Here is a 16,361-nt window from a genome sequence, read left to right on the forward strand (position 1 = left end):
TGTCAATAATGGAAAGAAGAGTGCCAATTACGGTTGAAGAAGCTATTCGAAAAGTAATGGGATTTGCTAATGAGGGACTAAAGGAGCTACTACCTATTGAATTAGCTTACGGGCGTATATTAGCAGAGGATTTAGTAGCTGACCATGATGTGCCTTCATTCAATCGTTCACCGTATGACGGGTTTGCTATTAGAGCAGAAGATACGAATGTAGCAAGTTATGAAACGCCAATTGTGTTTGAAGTAATTGGTGAAATTGGTGCGGGATCAATATTCCACGAGAAAGTAGGTCCGTTTCAAGCAGTTCGAATTATGACGGGAGCGCAAATTCCGAATGGGTGTGATGCGGTGGTTATGTTAGAGCTGACTTGTCAATATGAGAAAGCTGGCAACAATTATATGGAAGTGAAGCGATCGTTCAAAACGGGTGACAATATTTCTTTTCAAGGTGAAGATGTTCGTAAAGGAACGGTTCTTGCAAAGAGAGGATCATACATTCATCCGGGTATTTCAGCTCTTCTTGCTACGTTCGGTTATAGTGAGGTGCCAGTGGCGAGAAAGCCTGTAATTGGATTGTTAGCGACTGGTAGTGAATTACTGGATGTAAATGATTCACTACAGCCAGGGAAAATCCGAAATAGTAATACGTATATGATATTGTCTCAAATTCGAAGAGCGGGCGGCAGAGTAAAATATTTCGGGAAGTTTAGCGATGATTTTCATACATGTTTCACAGCTGTAAAAGAAGCGTTAAGTCAAGTAGATATGCTCATTACAACAGGCGGTGTATCAGTAGGGGATTACGATTATTTACCAGCTATTTACGAAAAGTTAGGTGCCTCTGTTCTTTTCAATAAAGTTGCAATGCGGCCAGGGAGTGTTACGACTGTAGCGCAATTAAATGGCAAGTTATTATTTGGCTTATCAGGAAATCCATCTGCTTGTTACGTAGGATTTGAATTGTTTGTAAGACCTTGTATTCGGACGTATATGTTTAGTGAAAAAGCACATATGAAAAGAGAAAAAGCGTTATTAGGAGAAGATTTTCTAAAACCAAATCCATTTACAAGATTTGTGCGAGCAAAACTGACATATAAAGAAGGGCAATTAATTGCTTATCCGTCAGGGTTTGATAAATCTAGCTCGGTTTCTTCCCTAGCAGAGACAAATATATTTATTGTACTTCCAGGTGGTACTAGAGGGTATAAAAAAGATATGTTCGTAGATATTCTCTTGCTAGAAGATAATGAAGGTAGTGAATGGCCTGGGATATTTTATAAAGTGAGAGGTGTTTCTAATGGGACAAGCGCTATTTGAAATTGTAGATATACCGATTTTAGTTGAAGAAGTAACGAATAAAGTCGCAAGAAGAGAAGCAGGTGCAATTACAACATTTATTGGTACGGTGAGAGAACTTACAAAAGGAAAACGAACGCTACATTTAGAGTACGAAGCATATAAACCGATGGCAGTAAAACAACTTACAAGAATTGGTGAAGAAATAAATGAAAAGTGGCCGGACGCAAAAGTAGCAATTACGCACCGTGTAGGGCGGCTAGAAATCATGGATATTGCGGTAGTCATTGCAGTTTCATCACCGCATCGTAAAGTAGCGTATGAAGCGAATGAATACGCGATTGAACGTATAAAACGAATCGTCCCAATTTGGAAAAAAGAATTTTGGGAAGATGGAACGATGTGGATTGGAGATCAACTTGAAAATACGGCATATCCAGAAGGAAAACCGAAGAAGGAAGAATGAGAAGATGATTACAATTTTATTGTTCGCAAATTTGCGTGAGGAAGTCGGATCGGACCGATTCGTAATTTTAGAAAAACAAGAAATGACAGTTCTGCAATTAAAAGAATGGCTGAAAGCAAGTTATAGTTTACAATCGCTTGATAGAGTGATGGTGGCTGTGAATGAAGAGTTTGTAACGAATGATGAGATGATAAAAGCTGGAGATATAGTCGCATTAATCACGCCTGTTAGCGGGGGATAAAAAGCTTTTTCGCCAAGAAAATGTTGTATATAAATTCGAATACGAGAAGGGATGAGTGCTATGATTACGCAAGAACAAATAATGAACGCATTAAAACATGTAGAGGATCCGGAGTTACACAAAAGTATTGTAGAATTAAATATGGTTAGAAATATACAAATGAATGGAACAGAGGTTAAACTTGAAGTAGTGCTAACGATTCAAGGTTGTCCATTAAAGGCAAAAATTCAACAAGATGTGGAAGAGTCTCTTCATGCAATTGGTGCATCTAAGGTAGATTTGACATTTGGTTCTATGACACAAGACGAACGAGCTGCGCTAACAGAGAAGTTGAAGAAAACTACGAGAACAGAAACTGGTATGCCGAGCATGCTTCGCCTTGATTCAGGGGTACGATTTATTACTGTAACGAGCGGTAAAGGTGGAGTTGGAAAATCAACAGTGACAATTAATCTTGCAACTGCTTTAGCTCGTATGGGCAAAAAGGTAGGGATATTAGATGCAGATATATATGGCTTTAGCATTCCGGCTATGATGGAAACGAATCAAAAACCGACGATGATTGATCAAACAGCAATTCCAGTCGTTAGTCACGGTGTTAAAATTATGTCGATGGGATTTTTTACGGAAGGAAATAACCCGGTTATGTGGCGCGGACCGATGTTAAATAAATGGATTCAAAATTTCCTTGCGAATACGCACTGGGGAGAATTAGATTATTTACTTCTTGATTTACCACCTGGTACAGGAGATGTTGCTATTGATGTTGCAGCGATGATCCCACAGGCGCAAGAGATTATCGTTACAACACCACACAATGTAGCTTCGTTCGTAGCATCTAGAGTAGGTGTTATGGCAAAACATACGAAACACGAGATTTTAGGGATTGTAGAAAATATGGCTTATTATGAAGAACAAGATGGATCAAAAAACTATCTCTTCGGAAAAGGTGGGGGCGAAATGCTTGCAGAACAATTGCAAACAGAAGTGATCGCGCAAATACCTTTTGCAAAACGAGAAGAAAATAACGGTTCATCTGTATATGATGAAGACTCTCTTGTAGGAGAAGTGTTTACATCGTTAGCGGAGGATATTATTTATAAAGGATAGAGGGGGAAGTTTAGTATGGCTTGTAATATTGATCATTCTATGGAAGATGTAATGAATAAGCTTGAAAGTCAAAAGAGTTTTTTACCGGAAGTGATTTTTAAAGAGGTAAAGGGATTTTTGCAAGGGAATCATTCACAGGAAATATTAAATGATGTCTTTCATCTTCTAAAGAAGTATGACTTAGTTAGTGAAGAAGAACGAGAGATGAGAAATACTCAATTATTGCTGATTATAAAATAAATACGCTTTGGCTTTTGTTTTTTTGCAGAAGGGATGAATGTAATGAATATGAAAAAGATGATTGAAATGGTAGAAGCAACTAAAGTGACCGACGAAGAATTATCGATTTCTACTTTACATCAAAAGCTTGTGAAGTTGTATAGTCAAAAAGATAGTGTAGAATATACGGAGTTATTAAAATATATTTTATCATTATCCGTGCAACTGAAGCTGAATCTCGTATTGAAATACTTTGGTGTGCGTCCGGTTGCTGCTGCAGATGAGCGTATGCAATTTCAAGAGATATTTAAATGTTTAGCTAACAAAGATGAAAATGGCGAATGGTTTCTAAATTTCGTTTCTTTATATATAGGACTAATTGTAGTTCTTCATTTTGATGAAAAAGAGATTGAGAGAAGTTTTTTCGATGATATGGTAGTGGGTGAAGGAAATGAAATATAAGGTTCTGCTCATAACATCGCTCTATTTAATTGCTGTAACTGCGGTTTTAGTTGGTTATGTAAATATAAAGATAACTAATTAGCTTAGTAAAAAGCGTTCTTCAGTTGTTTCCGTCGTTTTTTCATGTTACCATTAAGCGAATTTTTCATAGGGAGAGAAAGCGATGAAATGGATTTATTTTATTATTATTAACGTTATAGTTTTTAGCCTTATGGGGCTTGATAAACGAAAAGCGAAGAAGAAACAGTGGAGAACACCAGAAAGTACGTTGTTTTTATCAGCGGCAGCTGGAGGCGCAGTTGGTGCGTGGATTGGTATGTATATGTTTCACCATAAAACACATAAAAAGAAATTTGTTTTCGGTATACCGTTACTTGTCGTTATAACAGTATGTTTACTTTTTGCTGTATGAGAAATGTCGAAAGAATTGCAGATTGATTATTGGTAAAGTGAGCATGTGGGACCGTATAATGGAGAAAAATGAGAAGAGGAGAAAAAGGAAGATGGGGAGTCAATCAGCACAGCAAAAAAAGGGGATTATATATGCGGCTGGTGCTTATACGATGTGGGGAATCCTACCAATCTATTGGAAATGGGTTGAGGAAGTTCCAGCAGATGAAATATTAGCACACCGCATCGTTTGGGCATTCGTTTTTATGTTACTTGTATTAGGTGTTACGAAGAGATTTCGTCAGTTTATTGGGGAGTTCGTGAATCTTTTTAAACGACCTAAATTATTAATGTCATTAACAATAGCTTCGGTCTTGATTAGCGGAAACTGGTTTGTCTACATATGGGCCGTTAATCATAATCATGTCATTGAAGCCAGTCTCGGATATTATATTAATCCACTTATTAGCATTTTACTTGGTACCGTTGTATTAAAGGAAAAGTTAAACTTTTGGCAATATGTTGCAGTTGGTTTAGCTGGAGTAGGAGTTATCATTTTAACAGTACGTTTTGGATCTATTCCGTGGGTTTCTTTATCACTTGCCTTTTCATTTGGATTATATGGATTAACGAAAAAATTGTTAAACTATGATGCGACAATTGGTCTTACGATGGAAACGATGTTAGTGACGCCGTTTGCGATCATTTATCTCGTTATGACAGGAGTACATGGTTTCGGTTCATTTGGATCTATTTCCATGTTATCGACGTTACTATTAATAGGAGCAGGAATTGTTACAGCTTTACCACTTTTTTATTTTGCAAAAGGAGCACAACTTATTCCGCTTTATATGATAGGATTTTTACAATATATTGCACCAACAATTAGTTTAATTTTAGGTGTATTCGTATTTGGTGAGCATTTCACATCTACTCATATGATGGCATTTTTCTGTATATGGATTGCATTATTTGTGTTTTCAATAGCAAAAACAAAGTTTTTAGTGCAGAAACAACCGAAATTTTTAAAAAATAAATCAGCAAAAGTATCATAATGCGTAGTATTTTCTACGCATTTTTCTTTATACTGATACTATAGAAATTCCATTATAGTCAGTAGGGAGCTGAGAACGTGGAAACAATTTTACATAATGATCCGCTTATGGCCGCTGTAATTTCATGGTTTTTAGCACAATTAACGAAAGTAGTCTTTAAATTATTCAAAACGGGTGAATTTGATTTTGCAAAGTTTTTCGCTTCAGGTGGGATGCCAAGTTCTCATGCTTCTACTGTTACAGCACTTGCGACAGGTGTTGGTGTTGTGGAAGGTGTGGAAAGTTCCATGTTTGCGATCGCTGCTATTTTTGCCATTATTGTTATGTATGATGCTTCAGGAGTAAGGCTCGCGGTAAGTAAACAAGCGAAAATATTGAATGAGTTTTTTCACGGTAAACAAACAGAATATAAGAAGTTAAATGAACTTGTTGGGCATACACCGTATGAAGTAGTAGTCGGTGCTTTAGTAGGGATAATTGTCGGAGTGGGATATTGTTTATGAGCAGAACATTTTATATGTTCTGCTTTTCTTTGTTTTCATACATATTCAGCTACCTTTTTGAATATCGTTATACGGATTTCGAAAGGGTGGGTGAGTAACTTGTTATTATATGAAAAAGTGCATGAAGAGATAGCAAGAAGAACAACTGCACTTCAAACGATGCAACGGCGAGATGGAACGTGGCACTTTTGTTTTGAAGGAGCACCATTAACAGATTGCCATATGATCTTTTTATTAAAATTATTAGGTAGAGATAAAGAGATAGGACCGTTTGTAAAAAGATTAGCATCACTTCAAACAAATGAAGGAACATGGAAATTGTATGAAGATGAAGTGGGTGGTAATTTATCTGCTACAATCCAATCTTATGCTGCCTTACTTGCTTCAAAAAAATATACAAAAGAAGATGCGAATATGAAGCGAGCCGAAATGTTTATAAATGAGCGTGGTGGGGTAGCGCGTGCTCATTTTATGACGAAGTTTTTATTAGCGGTTCATGGAGAATATGAATATCCTTCGCTCTTTCATTTGCCAACACCAATTATGTTTCTCCAAAGTGATTCACCTCTCAGTATATTTGAGTTAAGTAGCTCAGCGCGTATTCATTTAATTCCGATGATGGTTTGTTTAAATAAAAGATTTCGAGTAGGGAAAAAGTTACTGCCAAACTTAAATCATATTTCGGGAGGGGGCGGGCAATGGTTTCGAGAGGACCGGTCTCCGTTGTTTCAAACGTTAGTAAGTGATGTGAAACAAATTATATCGTATCCACTATCTTTACATCATAAAGGGAATGAGGAAATCGAACGTTTTATGAAAGAACGTATTGATGAAAATGGAACGTTATATAGTTACGCAACTGCCTCGTTTTATATGATTTATGCTTTACTCGCGTTAGGACATTCTCTTCAATCATCAATGATTCAAAAGGCTATAACCGGGATAACATCGTATATATGGAAGATGGAAAGCGGGAATCATTTGCAAAACTCGCCTTCAGCTGTATGGGATACGGCGTTACTCAGCTATGCGTTACAAGAGGCCCAAGTACCGAAAGATAATAAGATGATTCAACATGCAGTAACATATTTATTAAAAAAACAGCATACAAAAAAAGCTGATTGGAGCGTACATGCACCAGCGCTTGCACCAGGTGGTTGGGGTTTTTCAGATGTGAATACGACAATCCCTGATGTTGATGATACAACAGCCGTGCTAAGAGTATTGGCAAAAAGTAGAGGGAACGAAAATGTAGATTATGCTTGGAAGAAAGGGGTCACTTGGGTTAAAGGATTACAAAATAATGATGGTGGCTGGGGAGCATTTGAAAAAGGTGTGACGAGCAATTTATTAGCAAATTTACCAATTGAAAATGCAAGCGACATGATTACAGATCCTTCTACACCAGATATTACAGGAAGAGTGTTAGAGCTTTTCGGGACATATGCGCAAAATGAATTGCCTGAGAAACAAAAACAAAGTGCGATAAATTGGTTAATGAATGTACAAGAGAAAAATGGATCATGGTATGGAAAATGGGGGATTTGTTATATATATGGTACGTGGGCGGTGATGACCGGTTTACGGTCACTCGGCATTCCATCTAGCAATCCATCATTGAAACGAGCAGCTTTATGGCTTGAACATATACAGCATGAAGATGGTGGCTGGGGGGAATCATGCCACAGTAGTGTGGAAAAAAGGTTCGTTACTTTACCATTCAGTACACCGTCCCAAACAGCATGGGCGTTAGATGCTCTCATTTCTTACTATGATAAGGAAACACCAGCAATTCGAAAGGGTATCTCATATTTGCTTGCGAATCGTTATGTAAATGAAAAATATCCTACTGGAACAGGTTTACCAGGTGGTTTTTATATTCGTTATCATAGCTATGCCCATATATATCCGCTACTTACTTTGGCACATTATATAAAAAAATATCGAAAATAAACCGAGAGGATATCTCTCGGTTTATTTTGTTGGGTAGTAGGTCCCTGTTGAAAAGAATAAGGTTGTGCTTTCCTTATTTTTCTGTTGATTGGCGTTTTTGACGTGCATCAGCGGCATTTGCACGTGCGTTTGCTTCTAAGTCATTGTTGTCAGCGAGTTCACGAGAGAACTCAACATCAATGCCATCAGCAGCTTTGTTTTGTTTGAAATTTTTTTTGTTCATTCGACACAATCTCCTTGTGTTTTATGCGACGTTGCAAAGTTAGTTTGACACAAATAGACTTTTTTATACAAAGAGGGATTGGAAGGCAAAAAGCCGAAATATACAGTATAAGTAATAGAAATGGGGGATAGGGATGGAGTTTTTAAATGGGAAAACGGCTGTTGTAACAGGAGCTGCACAAGGAATTGGAAAAGAGATTGCAAGGGTTTATGCAAAACTAGGGGCGAAAGTATTAATTAGCGATGTAAATGAAGAGAAGCTACAAAAAACGACACGTGAGTTATTGGATGAAGGATATGAAGTGAGTTTATATCGATGTGATGTGAGTAATCAAAATGAAGCGAAGTCATTAATTGAATATGCGGTTCAAAAATTCGGTACATTACATATTTTGGTGAATAATGCTGGGATTACAAGAGATGCAATGTTACATAAAATGGAGAAGTCTTCTTGGGAACAAGTATTGCAAGTGAACTTAACTGGTGTTTTTTATTGTATGCAGCCAGCGCTTCTTTACATGAGACAACAAGGGTATGGACGCATTATTAATATATCTTCAATTAGTAGAGAAGGAAATATAGGCCAAGCGAATTATGCTGCTACAAAGGCAGGAGTTGTAGGTTTAACGAAAACAGCGGCGAAAGAAGTTGGAAGTTTCGGTATTACATGTAATGCGATTTGTCCAGGCTTTATGGATACAGATATGACAAAAACGATACCAGATAAAGTGAAAGAAAAGATGGTTGGTGCGATTCCAGTAGGTAGAATTGGAACGCCAGAAGATATTGCGAACGCAGCGGCCTTTTTAGCATCAGAATACGCATCCTATATTACAGGTGAAGTATTAAATGTGAGCGGTGGACTGCAAGTTTGAAGGAATACATATTGAAAAGAACCTGACCGGATAGGTCAGGTTCTTTTTCGTTAGTTTAAGTTGAGCCAAACACTCTTCACTTCTGTATAGTTATTTAATGCGTAAGATCCCATTTCACGACCAAGACCGGATTGTTTAAATCCTCCAAATGGAGATGCTGCATCAAAGACGTTATAACAGTTTACCCATACAGTACCAGCGCGCACTTTACTTGCAACATAGTGTGCTGTTTTAACATTTTCTGTCCACACACCAGCCGCTAAGCCGAATTGTGATTTATTTGCACGTTCAATTACTTCATCAATATCGTTAAAAGGTATTGCAGAAATAACTGGACCGAAAATTTCTTCTTTTGCGATCGTCATTTCGTCATTTACGTCAGCGAATACTGTAGGAGAAACGAAGTAGCCTTGATCGAATGGATTACTTCCTCCGCAAAGTACTTCAGCGCCTTCTTCAATCCCTTTTTCAATGAAGCCCATTACACGTTTTTGTTGTTCTTCAGAAACGAGAGGACCGATTGTAGTTTCTGGACTTAGACCAGCGCCTTGATTTAATTTTTTAGAATAAAGGACGAGATCAGCCATGACATTATCATACATTTTCTTTGGAACAAATAAGCGTGATCCAGCAGAGCATACTTGTCCTTGGTTAAACATAACACCAGAAAGTGCACCAGGAATCGCGCGAGATAAGTCGGCGTCTGGTAAAATAATGTTCGGTGATTTACCGCCAAGCTCTAAAGTAACACGTTTCAATGATTCAGATGCTTGTCGCATAATTTGTTTACCGACTGGAGTAGAGCCAGTAAATGCAATTTTATCAACGAGTGGATGATTAACAAGAGCTTGTCCAGCTGATTCACCGAATCCAGGAACGATATTAATAACGCCTTTCGGGAATCCAGCTTCTTCAATTAATTCAGCTAAGTATAGAGCGGATAGTGGAGTTTGTTCTGCAGGTTTTAAAACGATTGTACATCCTGTAGCAAGCGCTGCTCCCATTTTCCACATTGCCATAAGAAGTGGGAAGTTCCAAGGAATAATTTGACCGACGACACCAACAGCCTCATGGCGTGTATAGTTAAAGTAATCACCGGAAACAGGAATTGTTTGACCAACGATTTTCGTAGCCCAGCCAGCATAATAGCGCATATGTTCAATTGCAAGTGGTATGTCTGCTGCCATTGTTTCACGGATTGGCTTTCCGTTATCTAATGTTTCGAGTTGTGCAAGCTCTTCTTTATGTTCTTCCATTAAATCAGCTAACTTGTACATAAGACGGCTTCGCTCAGCAGTGCTCATGCGAGACCAAGGACCTTCGTCAAAAGCCATGCGAGCTGCAACAACAGCTTTATGAATATCTTCGCGACCAGCCTCAGAAACGACGGCAAGTGTTTCGCCGGTTGCTGGGTTAGGTGTTTTAAACGTTTTGCCGGAAGCGCTTTCGATGAAAGATCCATTCACATATAACTTTTTTGTACCTTGAAGAAACTTTTCTACCTTTTCATGAAGATTTACAGCTAGTTGACTCATTGTATAACCCCCTTGAAAATATAATGTAAACGCAGTACAAGACGGCGTTTATTCCGAGATCAAGGATGTGGGAACTAGATGGAAAGCCTCTAATTTAAATCATAATTAACAAATACTGAAAATTCAAATTTCATTTGTGTTACAATTGTAAAAAATATGTAATGTAAGAGAATCTTCTATATGAATTTAAAAAATCCTGCTTGTTTTTGCTTTCTAGTAGGAAAAACTAGAAGAACAATGGTACAATAATACATCGTGAGAGGAGGGAGAAAAATGAAGGATTATCATGATGATCCACGCTTTCGAATCGCCCATAGAGAAGCGTTAATTGGTCTTGGACTTGCTATTATCAATTTTATAATATGGTACGGATTTGCTTATGGGCTTGGTAGTAAAAATCCAAGTGAATATACATATGTATTCGGTTTTCCAGCATGGTTTTTTTATAGCTGTATCGTTGGATTTGTCGTTATGGTTATTTTACTTAGTTTAGTTGTTCGTTTTGTATTTCAAGATATTTCACTCGATGAGGAAGAAAAAAGTGAGGAATAATAGATGAATTGGTATGTAATCATTCCAATGATAATTTCATTTATCGTTGTATTTTTAATTGGTGTATATGCTTCAAGACGCGTACAAGCGACTGCTAATAATAAATTCTTACAAGAATATTTTCTTGGTGGTCGTGAACTTGGCGGTTTATTATTAGCGATGACAATGATTGCTACGTACGGTAGTGCTAGTAGCTTTATTGGTGGTCCAGGTATTGCGTACAATATGGGCCTCGGATGGGTATTATTATCTGCGATTCAAGTTGTAACAGGGTATATCGTTTTAACGGTTATCGGTAAAAAGTTTGCAATTATCGCTAGGAAGATGGAAGCCATTACGCTTATCGATTATTTAAAGGGAAGATACAATAATAAAGCAGTTGTTATACTTTCTGCGTTATGTATTATTATCTTTTTATTTTCAGCAACAGTAGCTCAATGGGTCGGCGGTGGCCGATTAATTGAGTCGCTAACGGGTCTATCTTATACAACAGCACTATTTCTATTTACTTTTTCTGTACTTGTGTACGTATTAATTGGTGGATTTCGTGCAGTTGCTTTATCAGATACGCTATTAGGAATCATTATGTTAGTTGGAACGACAATCATTTTAATTGCTACTGTCATTGCTGGTGGTGGAATTGAAAAGATTATGCAGGAACTTGTTCAAATCAATCCGAATTTAATTACACCGTTCGGAGCGGATGGTAGTTTAACGAAATCATATGTGACATCATTTTGGATTTTAATTGGAATTGGCGTTGTTGGTTTACCGCAAATTAGCGTGCGTGCCATGTCTTATAAAAATTCAAAAGCTATGCATCAAGCATTAATAATTGGAACAGTTGTTGTAGGTACAATTATGATTGGTATGCATTTAACAGGTGTATTTGCAAGAGTCGTACTTCCAGGTATAACGGTACCGGATAAAGTCATGCCGCTACTCGCGATGGAAGTGTTGCCACCTTGGTTAGCTGGTGTTTTCTTAGCTGCGCCAATGGCAGCAATTATGTCTACAGTAAACTCGTTATTGTTACTTGTAAGTTCATCAATTATTAAAGACATATACGTAAATTACATAAATAAAGATGCAGCAGACAGTACGATCAGAAAAGGAAGTTTGTGGATTACTGGTATCGTAGGGCTGCTCGTTTATGCAGCAGCTATTAAACCACCAGATTTTTTAATATGGTTAAATTTATTTTCTTTCGGTGGATTAGAAGCAGCATTCATTTGGCCGATTGTATTAGGGTTATATTGGAGAAAAGGAAATGCAACAGGAGCGCTTGCCTCTATTTTAGTTGGGGTCGGTTCATATATGTGTATTCATCTTTTCTATCCAAATCCGTTCGGTATACATACAGTTGTCTTCCCAATTTGTTTTGCGTTTATCGCTTATATCATTGGAAGTATGAGCGTTGTGAAGAAAAACAGTATAGGTTAGAGGAAGAACGTAGTCCTTATAGGACTGCGTTTTTTCGTGTAAATTTGTTCTTTTTTATTCTGTATACCTATTGCGATTCATAAATTAATAACAATTGAGGGGATGGAGTTGAGGTCGATGAAAAAAGTATTATTTTTGGGAGACCCGGGAATTGATGACTCTTTAGCCATCATGTATGGAATTATGCATCCTGATATTGATATTGTTGGTGTTGTAACCGGATATGGAAATGTAACACAAGAAAAGGCGACGAGTAATGCAGCATATTTGCTGCAAATGGCGGGGCGGGAAGATATACCTGTTATAAATGGTGCAAAGATCCCTTTATCCGGGGATGTTACAACGTATTATCCAGAAATTCATGGGGCAGATGGATTAGGACCAATTAAACCTCCAAAGGCTTTTTCGCCAAATATAAAACCTTTTTGTTCTTTTTTTGATATTCTTGAAAAGTATAAAGGAGAATTAATCATTGTTGATGCTGGTAGGTCAACGACACTAGCGACAGCATTTATTTTAGAAAAGCCGATGATGAAGTATGTGAAAGAATATTATATAATGGGCGGTGCTTTTTTAATGCCTGGCAATGTGACACCAGTAGCAGAGGCTAATTTTCATGGTGATCCCATTGCGTCACAATTAGTTATGCAAAATGCCAAGAATGTGACATTAGTACCACTTAATGTTACATCTGAAGCAATTATTACGCCAGAAATGGTGAAATATATTACGAAACACTCTAAAACGAATTTTAATAAATTAATTGAACCAATATTTACGTATTATTATAAAGCGTATAAAAAGTTAAACCCAAAAATAACAGGTAGCCCAGTACATGATGTCGTTACAATGATGGTTGCGGCGAATCCGTCTCTTTTAGATTATGTATATCGCCGTGTCGATGTAGATACAGTTGGAATTGCAAAGGGTGAAAGTATTGCTGATTTCCGTCCGCAACCCGACTCAAAAGCTTTAAAGAATTGGGTGCGAATCGGTTGGTCATTACATTATAAAAAATTTCTCGAAGACTTCGTGAAAATTATGACGTAGACATAATAGGAGAATACAAGTTAAAATAATGGAGATGGTTATTTAAATAACCATCTCCATTATTTTGTTTTTTTAGATAAATAGAGAAGAGTTACACAATAGGAGAGGAATTTTACTTGAAAAAAACTATAGTATGCGCAGTAATTGTGGGTATTTTCGTTTTGCTAATATCGGGTAATTTTTTAGTGAAAAAAGTGTGGAGTTCAAATAATGATGATGCGCAGTATATAGCATCCTTTATTGAAGAACATAAAGATGAAAAAAATAGTGCGCTTCTAGTAAAGAGAAATGATAAAATTGTTTATTCTGTAAATCCAAATGTTGTATTGCCAGTTGCTAGTACGATGAAATTAATCGTGGCGCTTGAATATACGAAACAAGTTACAGAAGGGAAAATTGATCCGTCTAGTTTTGTTTCCATTAATGATGTGAATCGTTATTACGTACCGAATACAGATGGCGGTGCACAAGATAGATGGCAAAAGTATTTACAAAAGACAGACAAGATAACAGAAGGAGCAGTTTCTTTAGAAGAAGTGGCAAAAGGAATGGTCAAATTTAGTTCGAATGCGAATGCTGAATATTTAATGGAAGTGTTAGGATTAGATAATATTAATCGGAATTTACAAAGTTTATCACTTCCAGCACATCAGCCGCTATTTCCGATTGTTTCATCTTTATACATCCCTGGATATTTGCATAAAGAACTACATGTTCCGAAATATAAAATAGAGAAAAAGTTAAAAGAAATGTCTCAAGAGCAATATCGTGAATATGCGATGATTATTCATGAACGCTTAAAAAAGAAGGGGCCATTATTACAGAAGGAAATTCCTCTTTACTTAGAGGAACGTTACGATAAAATTTGGTCAGATCGATTACCAGCAGCTTCTGCAAATGATTATATGGTATTGCTTCAAAAGGCGAATCATAAAGGTGGCCTAACAGAAGCCGAAGAAAAAGTGTGGGCGAATATCGTTGAAACAGATATGAGTGCTAAGAAATACCGTAAAACATTTAGACATGCAGGGCAAAAAAATGGCTATACGCCATGGACAGTTACAAAAGCAGTTTATGCGATGGATAAACGCGGGAACTGTACAGAAATTGTGTTCTTAGCAAATAATTTAAATGAAGACGACAGTGCAGAAATACGAAAACATTTAGCGAACTTACATTTCCAAGTGTTGCAAAGTGATAAGTATGATGCGACTTTTATTAAGTAAACTCGGTGCAGAGGGCACCGAGTTTATTTTTATCCCGCTTTAATGGGCAGTAAGACCCCCACCTCAAAATTCAGCGAAAGCAAAGAAGTTAGGCGGGGGATCAACTGCCCATAAAAGTCCGATTGGTGAGTGCTGATTAAAGTTTCACTTTATATACAAGCACTTTTTTTCTATCTCTGGGTATGATGGGTAGTAATACTTAGGTGAGAGGGGAAAAGGTGATGAAACAAAGTAAAGAAGAGTTTATAAAGAGTGAAGGCGCTGATTTCCCTGGGAAAACATATGTGGATTGTGTATTACAACATGTATTTCATTTTCAGCGAGATTACTTATTAAATGATATGTTTCAAGTGCATAAAGCGCATATTGCGATGCTGACGGAAGAGAATTTAATGAAAAAGGAAGAAGCTAAAGTTATATTACACGTACTAAAAAAGATAGAGAGAATTCCAAAAGATCAATTGCTATATACAGAACAGCATGAAGATCTCTTTTTTTTAGTCGAACATTTAATTTTTCAAGAAGCGAAATGCGATTTTGTAAGTAATATGCATATTGGCAGAAGTAGAAATGATATGGGTGTAACGATGTATCGTATGAGTTTAAGGCGATATGTACTACGATTAATGGAGCATCATTTGTTATTGCAAGAAAGTATACTACAACTTGCTGCTGATCATAAAGAAACGATTATGCCAGCTTATACACATACACAACCAGCGCAGCCAACAACATTTGGTCATTATATGTTAGCGATTTATGATACGATGCAAAGAGATTTAGAACGAATGAAACGAACGTACAAACTGTTAAATCAATCTCCAATGGGAGCTGCGGCTCTTTCTACAACAAGTTTCCCAATTAAACGAGAGCGAGTTGCCAATTTACTCGGATTTACTAATGTAATTGAGAACTCATATGATGCTGTTGCTGGAGCGGATTATTTATTAGAAGTTAGCTCGTTACTTATGGTAATTATGACGAATACGAGCCGATGGATTCATGACTTCTTACTATTAGCGACGAAAGAATATGATGGTATTACCGTTGCGAAGCCATATGTACAAATTAGTAGTATTATGCCGCAAAAGCGAAATCCAGTTTCAATTGAGCATGCGCGTGCAATTACGAGTAGCGCTTTAGGAGAAGCATTTACAGTATTTCAAATGATTCATAATACGCCATTTGGCGATATTGTCGATACGGAAGATGACTTGCAGCCGTATTTATATAAAGGAATTGAAAAGACTATTCGTGTTTTTTGTATTATGAATGCAGTGATTCGAACGATGAAAGTAGAAGAAGAAACGTTGAAAAGTCGTTCCTATAAACATGCAATTACGATAACTGATTTCGCAGATGTTTTAACCAAAAATTATGACATTCCATTTCGGCAGGCGCATCATGCAGCAAGTGTTATTGCGAAAATGTCATTGGAGCAACAAAAGGAGCTACATGAATTACATTTAAAAGATGTAAATATATACTTACAAGAAAATTTTAAAATACATTTATTAGAAAACGAGTGGGAAGAGATTGTATCGCCAGAAGCTTTTATTCAAAAAAGAAATGTATACGGTGGACCGAGTAAAAAAGAAATGGAGCGCATGATTCAAAATCGAAAAGAGACATTTCAAAATGAAGAAGAGCTATTTGAAAGGGAAAAACAAAGAATTTTACAAGCTGAAAATGATTTGAATACGTTAGCTTTGAATATTATTGAATCGTAAAAGAAGGATTTAGAGAATTAATCGCCAATACTTT

General features: G+C 36.9%; 18 protein-coding genes. 16 read left to right on the forward strand and 2 right to left on the reverse strand.

Annotated features, from left to right (window positions below):
• Positions 1–8 precede the first annotated feature (8 nt).
• The 10 genes from moeA to BAQ44_RS00795 all read left to right on the forward strand — a co-directional run bounded on the left by moeA (position 9) and on the right by BAQ44_RS00795 (position 7,694).
• Entirely contained in the window at positions 9–1,316 is a 1,308-nt protein-coding gene (gene moeA, locus BAQ44_RS00750; protein WP_071720236.1) for a molybdopterin molybdotransferase MoeA, read from the forward strand.
• Positions 1,297–1,761, forward strand: coding sequence for a molybdopterin synthase catalytic subunit MoaE (gene moaE, locus BAQ44_RS00755; RefSeq protein WP_063262502.1), 465 nt, complete (start codon positions 1,297–1,299; stop codon positions 1,759–1,761). Before moeA ends, moaE begins: the two co-directional genes overlap by 20 nt.
• 4 nt (positions 1,762–1,765) lie before the next feature.
• Positions 1,766–2,002 carry a molybdopterin converting factor subunit 1 gene (moaD, locus tag BAQ44_RS00760; protein WP_071720238.1) on the forward strand — a complete coding sequence of 79 codons (237 nt, stop codon included), beginning with the start codon at positions 1,766–1,768 and terminating at the stop codon, positions 2,000–2,002.
• Between the two features lie 60 nt (positions 2,003–2,062).
• A complete protein-coding gene (locus tag BAQ44_RS00765) occupies positions 2,063–3,112 on the forward strand; it encodes a P-loop NTPase (RefSeq protein WP_071720240.1) in 1,050 nt (349 codons plus the stop codon).
• Between the two features lie 15 nt (positions 3,113–3,127).
• The gene (locus BAQ44_RS00770) at positions 3,128–3,352 is read left to right on the forward strand and encodes a group-specific protein (RefSeq protein ID WP_071720242.1); all 225 of its coding nucleotides are present in this window, start codon (positions 3,128–3,130) and stop codon (positions 3,350–3,352) included.
• A gap of 42 nt (positions 3,353–3,394) precedes the next feature.
• On the forward strand, positions 3,395–3,793 hold the full coding sequence (locus BAQ44_RS00775; protein WP_071720244.1) for a nucleoside triphosphate pyrophosphohydrolase family protein: 399 nt from the start codon (positions 3,395–3,397) through the stop codon (positions 3,791–3,793).
• A 163-nt stretch (positions 3,794–3,956) separates the two neighbouring features.
• The gene (locus BAQ44_RS00780; RefSeq protein WP_071720246.1) at positions 3,957–4,205 is read left to right on the forward strand and encodes a DUF1294 domain-containing protein; all 249 of its coding nucleotides are present in this window, start codon (positions 3,957–3,959) and stop codon (positions 4,203–4,205) included.
• Positions 4,206–4,296: 91 nt separating this feature from the next.
• Positions 4,297–5,238: an EamA family transporter RarD gene (gene rarD / locus BAQ44_RS00785; RefSeq protein ID WP_071720248.1), complete on the forward strand. Its 942-nt coding sequence runs from the start codon at positions 4,297–4,299 to the stop codon at positions 5,236–5,238.
• A gap of 77 nt (positions 5,239–5,315) precedes the next feature.
• Positions 5,316–5,741, forward strand: a complete 426-nt coding sequence (locus BAQ44_RS00790) for a divergent PAP2 family protein (protein ID WP_061678478.1) — start codon at positions 5,316–5,318, stop codon at positions 5,739–5,741.
• 99 nt (positions 5,742–5,840) lie between these two features.
• A complete protein-coding gene (locus tag BAQ44_RS00795; RefSeq protein ID WP_071720251.1) occupies positions 5,841–7,694 on the forward strand; it encodes a terpene cyclase/mutase family protein in 1,854 nt (617 codons plus the stop codon).
• Positions 7,695–7,767: 73 nt separating this feature from the next.
• Here the strand turns inward: BAQ44_RS00795 and BAQ44_RS00800 are convergent, their stop codons facing one another.
• On the reverse strand, positions 7,768–7,917 hold the full coding sequence (locus tag BAQ44_RS00800) for a YfhD family protein (protein WP_063262508.1): 150 nt from the start codon (positions 7,915–7,917) through the stop codon (positions 7,768–7,770).
• Positions 7,918–8,050: 133 nt separating this feature from the next.
• Between BAQ44_RS00800 and fabG the strand changes: the two genes are divergently transcribed.
• Entirely contained in the window at positions 8,051–8,791 is a 741-nt protein-coding gene (gene fabG, locus BAQ44_RS00805; protein ID WP_000395026.1) for a 3-oxoacyl-ACP reductase FabG, read from the forward strand.
• A 50-nt stretch (positions 8,792–8,841) separates the two neighbouring features.
• Here fabG and dhaS read toward each other — a convergent pair whose 3' ends face one another.
• Positions 8,842–10,326: an aldehyde dehydrogenase DhaS gene (dhaS, locus tag BAQ44_RS00810; protein ID WP_061678475.1), complete on the reverse strand. Its 1,485-nt coding sequence runs from the start codon at positions 10,324–10,326 to the stop codon at positions 8,842–8,844.
• A 273-nt stretch (positions 10,327–10,599) separates the two neighbouring features.
• Between dhaS and BAQ44_RS00815 the strand changes: the two genes are divergently transcribed.
• The 5 genes from BAQ44_RS00815 (at position 10,600) to argH (ending at position 16,327) form a co-directional block, all read left to right on the forward strand.
• Complete coding sequence (locus BAQ44_RS00815; protein ID WP_000656242.1) at positions 10,600–10,878, forward strand: YhdT family protein; 279 nt, start codon at positions 10,600–10,602, stop codon at positions 10,876–10,878.
• A gap of 3 nt (positions 10,879–10,881) precedes the next feature.
• A complete protein-coding gene (gene panF, locus BAQ44_RS00820) occupies positions 10,882–12,321 on the forward strand; it encodes a sodium/pantothenate symporter (RefSeq protein WP_071720253.1) in 1,440 nt (479 codons plus the stop codon).
• 117 nt (positions 12,322–12,438) lie between these two features.
• Positions 12,439–13,371, forward strand: coding sequence for a nucleoside hydrolase (locus BAQ44_RS00825; RefSeq protein WP_071720255.1), 933 nt, complete (start codon positions 12,439–12,441; stop codon positions 13,369–13,371).
• A gap of 116 nt (positions 13,372–13,487) precedes the next feature.
• The gene (locus tag BAQ44_RS00830) at positions 13,488–14,597 is read left to right on the forward strand and encodes a serine hydrolase (RefSeq protein WP_061678472.1); all 1,110 of its coding nucleotides are present in this window, start codon (positions 13,488–13,490) and stop codon (positions 14,595–14,597) included.
• A gap of 221 nt (positions 14,598–14,818) precedes the next feature.
• Positions 14,819–16,327, forward strand: a complete 1,509-nt coding sequence (argH, locus tag BAQ44_RS00835; RefSeq protein ID WP_071720257.1) for an argininosuccinate lyase — start codon at positions 14,819–14,821, stop codon at positions 16,325–16,327.
• Positions 16,328–16,361: the final 34 nt, after the last annotated feature.

Origin of the sequence: Bacillus mobilis, assembly GCF_001884045.1 — a bacterium.
GTDB lineage: Bacteria > Bacillota > Bacilli > Bacillales > Bacillaceae_G > Bacillus_A > Bacillus_A mobilis.

Bases quoted from the DNA above. Each gene is read 5' to 3' on its own strand.
- fabG (WP_000395026.1), top strand. From the start codon at position 8,051: ATGGAGTTTTTAAATGGGAAAACGGCTGTTGTAACAGGAGCTGCACAA.
- BAQ44_RS00770 (WP_071720242.1), top strand. From the start codon at position 3,128: ATGGCTTGTAATATTGATCATTCTATGGAAGATGTAATGAATAAGCTT.
- dhaS (WP_061678475.1), bottom strand. From the start codon at position 10,326: ATGAGTCAACTAGCTGTAAATCTTCATGAAAAGGTAGAAAAGTTTCTT.
- BAQ44_RS00780 (WP_071720246.1), top strand. From the start codon at position 3,957: ATGAAATGGATTTATTTTATTATTATTAACGTTATAGTTTTTAGCCTT.
- panF (WP_071720253.1), top strand. From the start codon at position 10,882: ATGAATTGGTATGTAATCATTCCAATGATAATTTCATTTATCGTTGTA.
- argH (WP_071720257.1), top strand. From the start codon at position 14,819: ATGAAACAAAGTAAAGAAGAGTTTATAAAGAGTGAAGGCGCTGATTTC.
- moaE (WP_063262502.1), top strand. From the start codon at position 1,297: ATGGGACAAGCGCTATTTGAAATTGTAGATATACCGATTTTAGTTGAA.
- moeA (WP_071720236.1), top strand. From the start codon at position 9: ATGGAAAGAAGAGTGCCAATTACGGTTGAAGAAGCTATTCGAAAAGTA.
- BAQ44_RS00825 (WP_071720255.1), top strand. From the start codon at position 12,439: ATGAAAAAAGTATTATTTTTGGGAGACCCGGGAATTGATGACTCTTTA.
- BAQ44_RS00800 (WP_063262508.1), bottom strand. From the start codon at position 7,917: ATGAACAAAAAAAATTTCAAACAAAACAAAGCTGCTGATGGCATTGAT.
- rarD (WP_071720248.1), top strand. From the start codon at position 4,297: ATGGGGAGTCAATCAGCACAGCAAAAAAAGGGGATTATATATGCGGCT.
- BAQ44_RS00815 (WP_000656242.1), top strand. From the start codon at position 10,600: ATGAAGGATTATCATGATGATCCACGCTTTCGAATCGCCCATAGAGAA.
- moaD (WP_071720238.1), top strand. From the start codon at position 1,766: ATGATTACAATTTTATTGTTCGCAAATTTGCGTGAGGAAGTCGGATCG.
- BAQ44_RS00775 (WP_071720244.1), top strand. From the start codon at position 3,395: ATGAATATGAAAAAGATGATTGAAATGGTAGAAGCAACTAAAGTGACC.
- BAQ44_RS00765 (WP_071720240.1), top strand. From the start codon at position 2,063: ATGATTACGCAAGAACAAATAATGAACGCATTAAAACATGTAGAGGAT.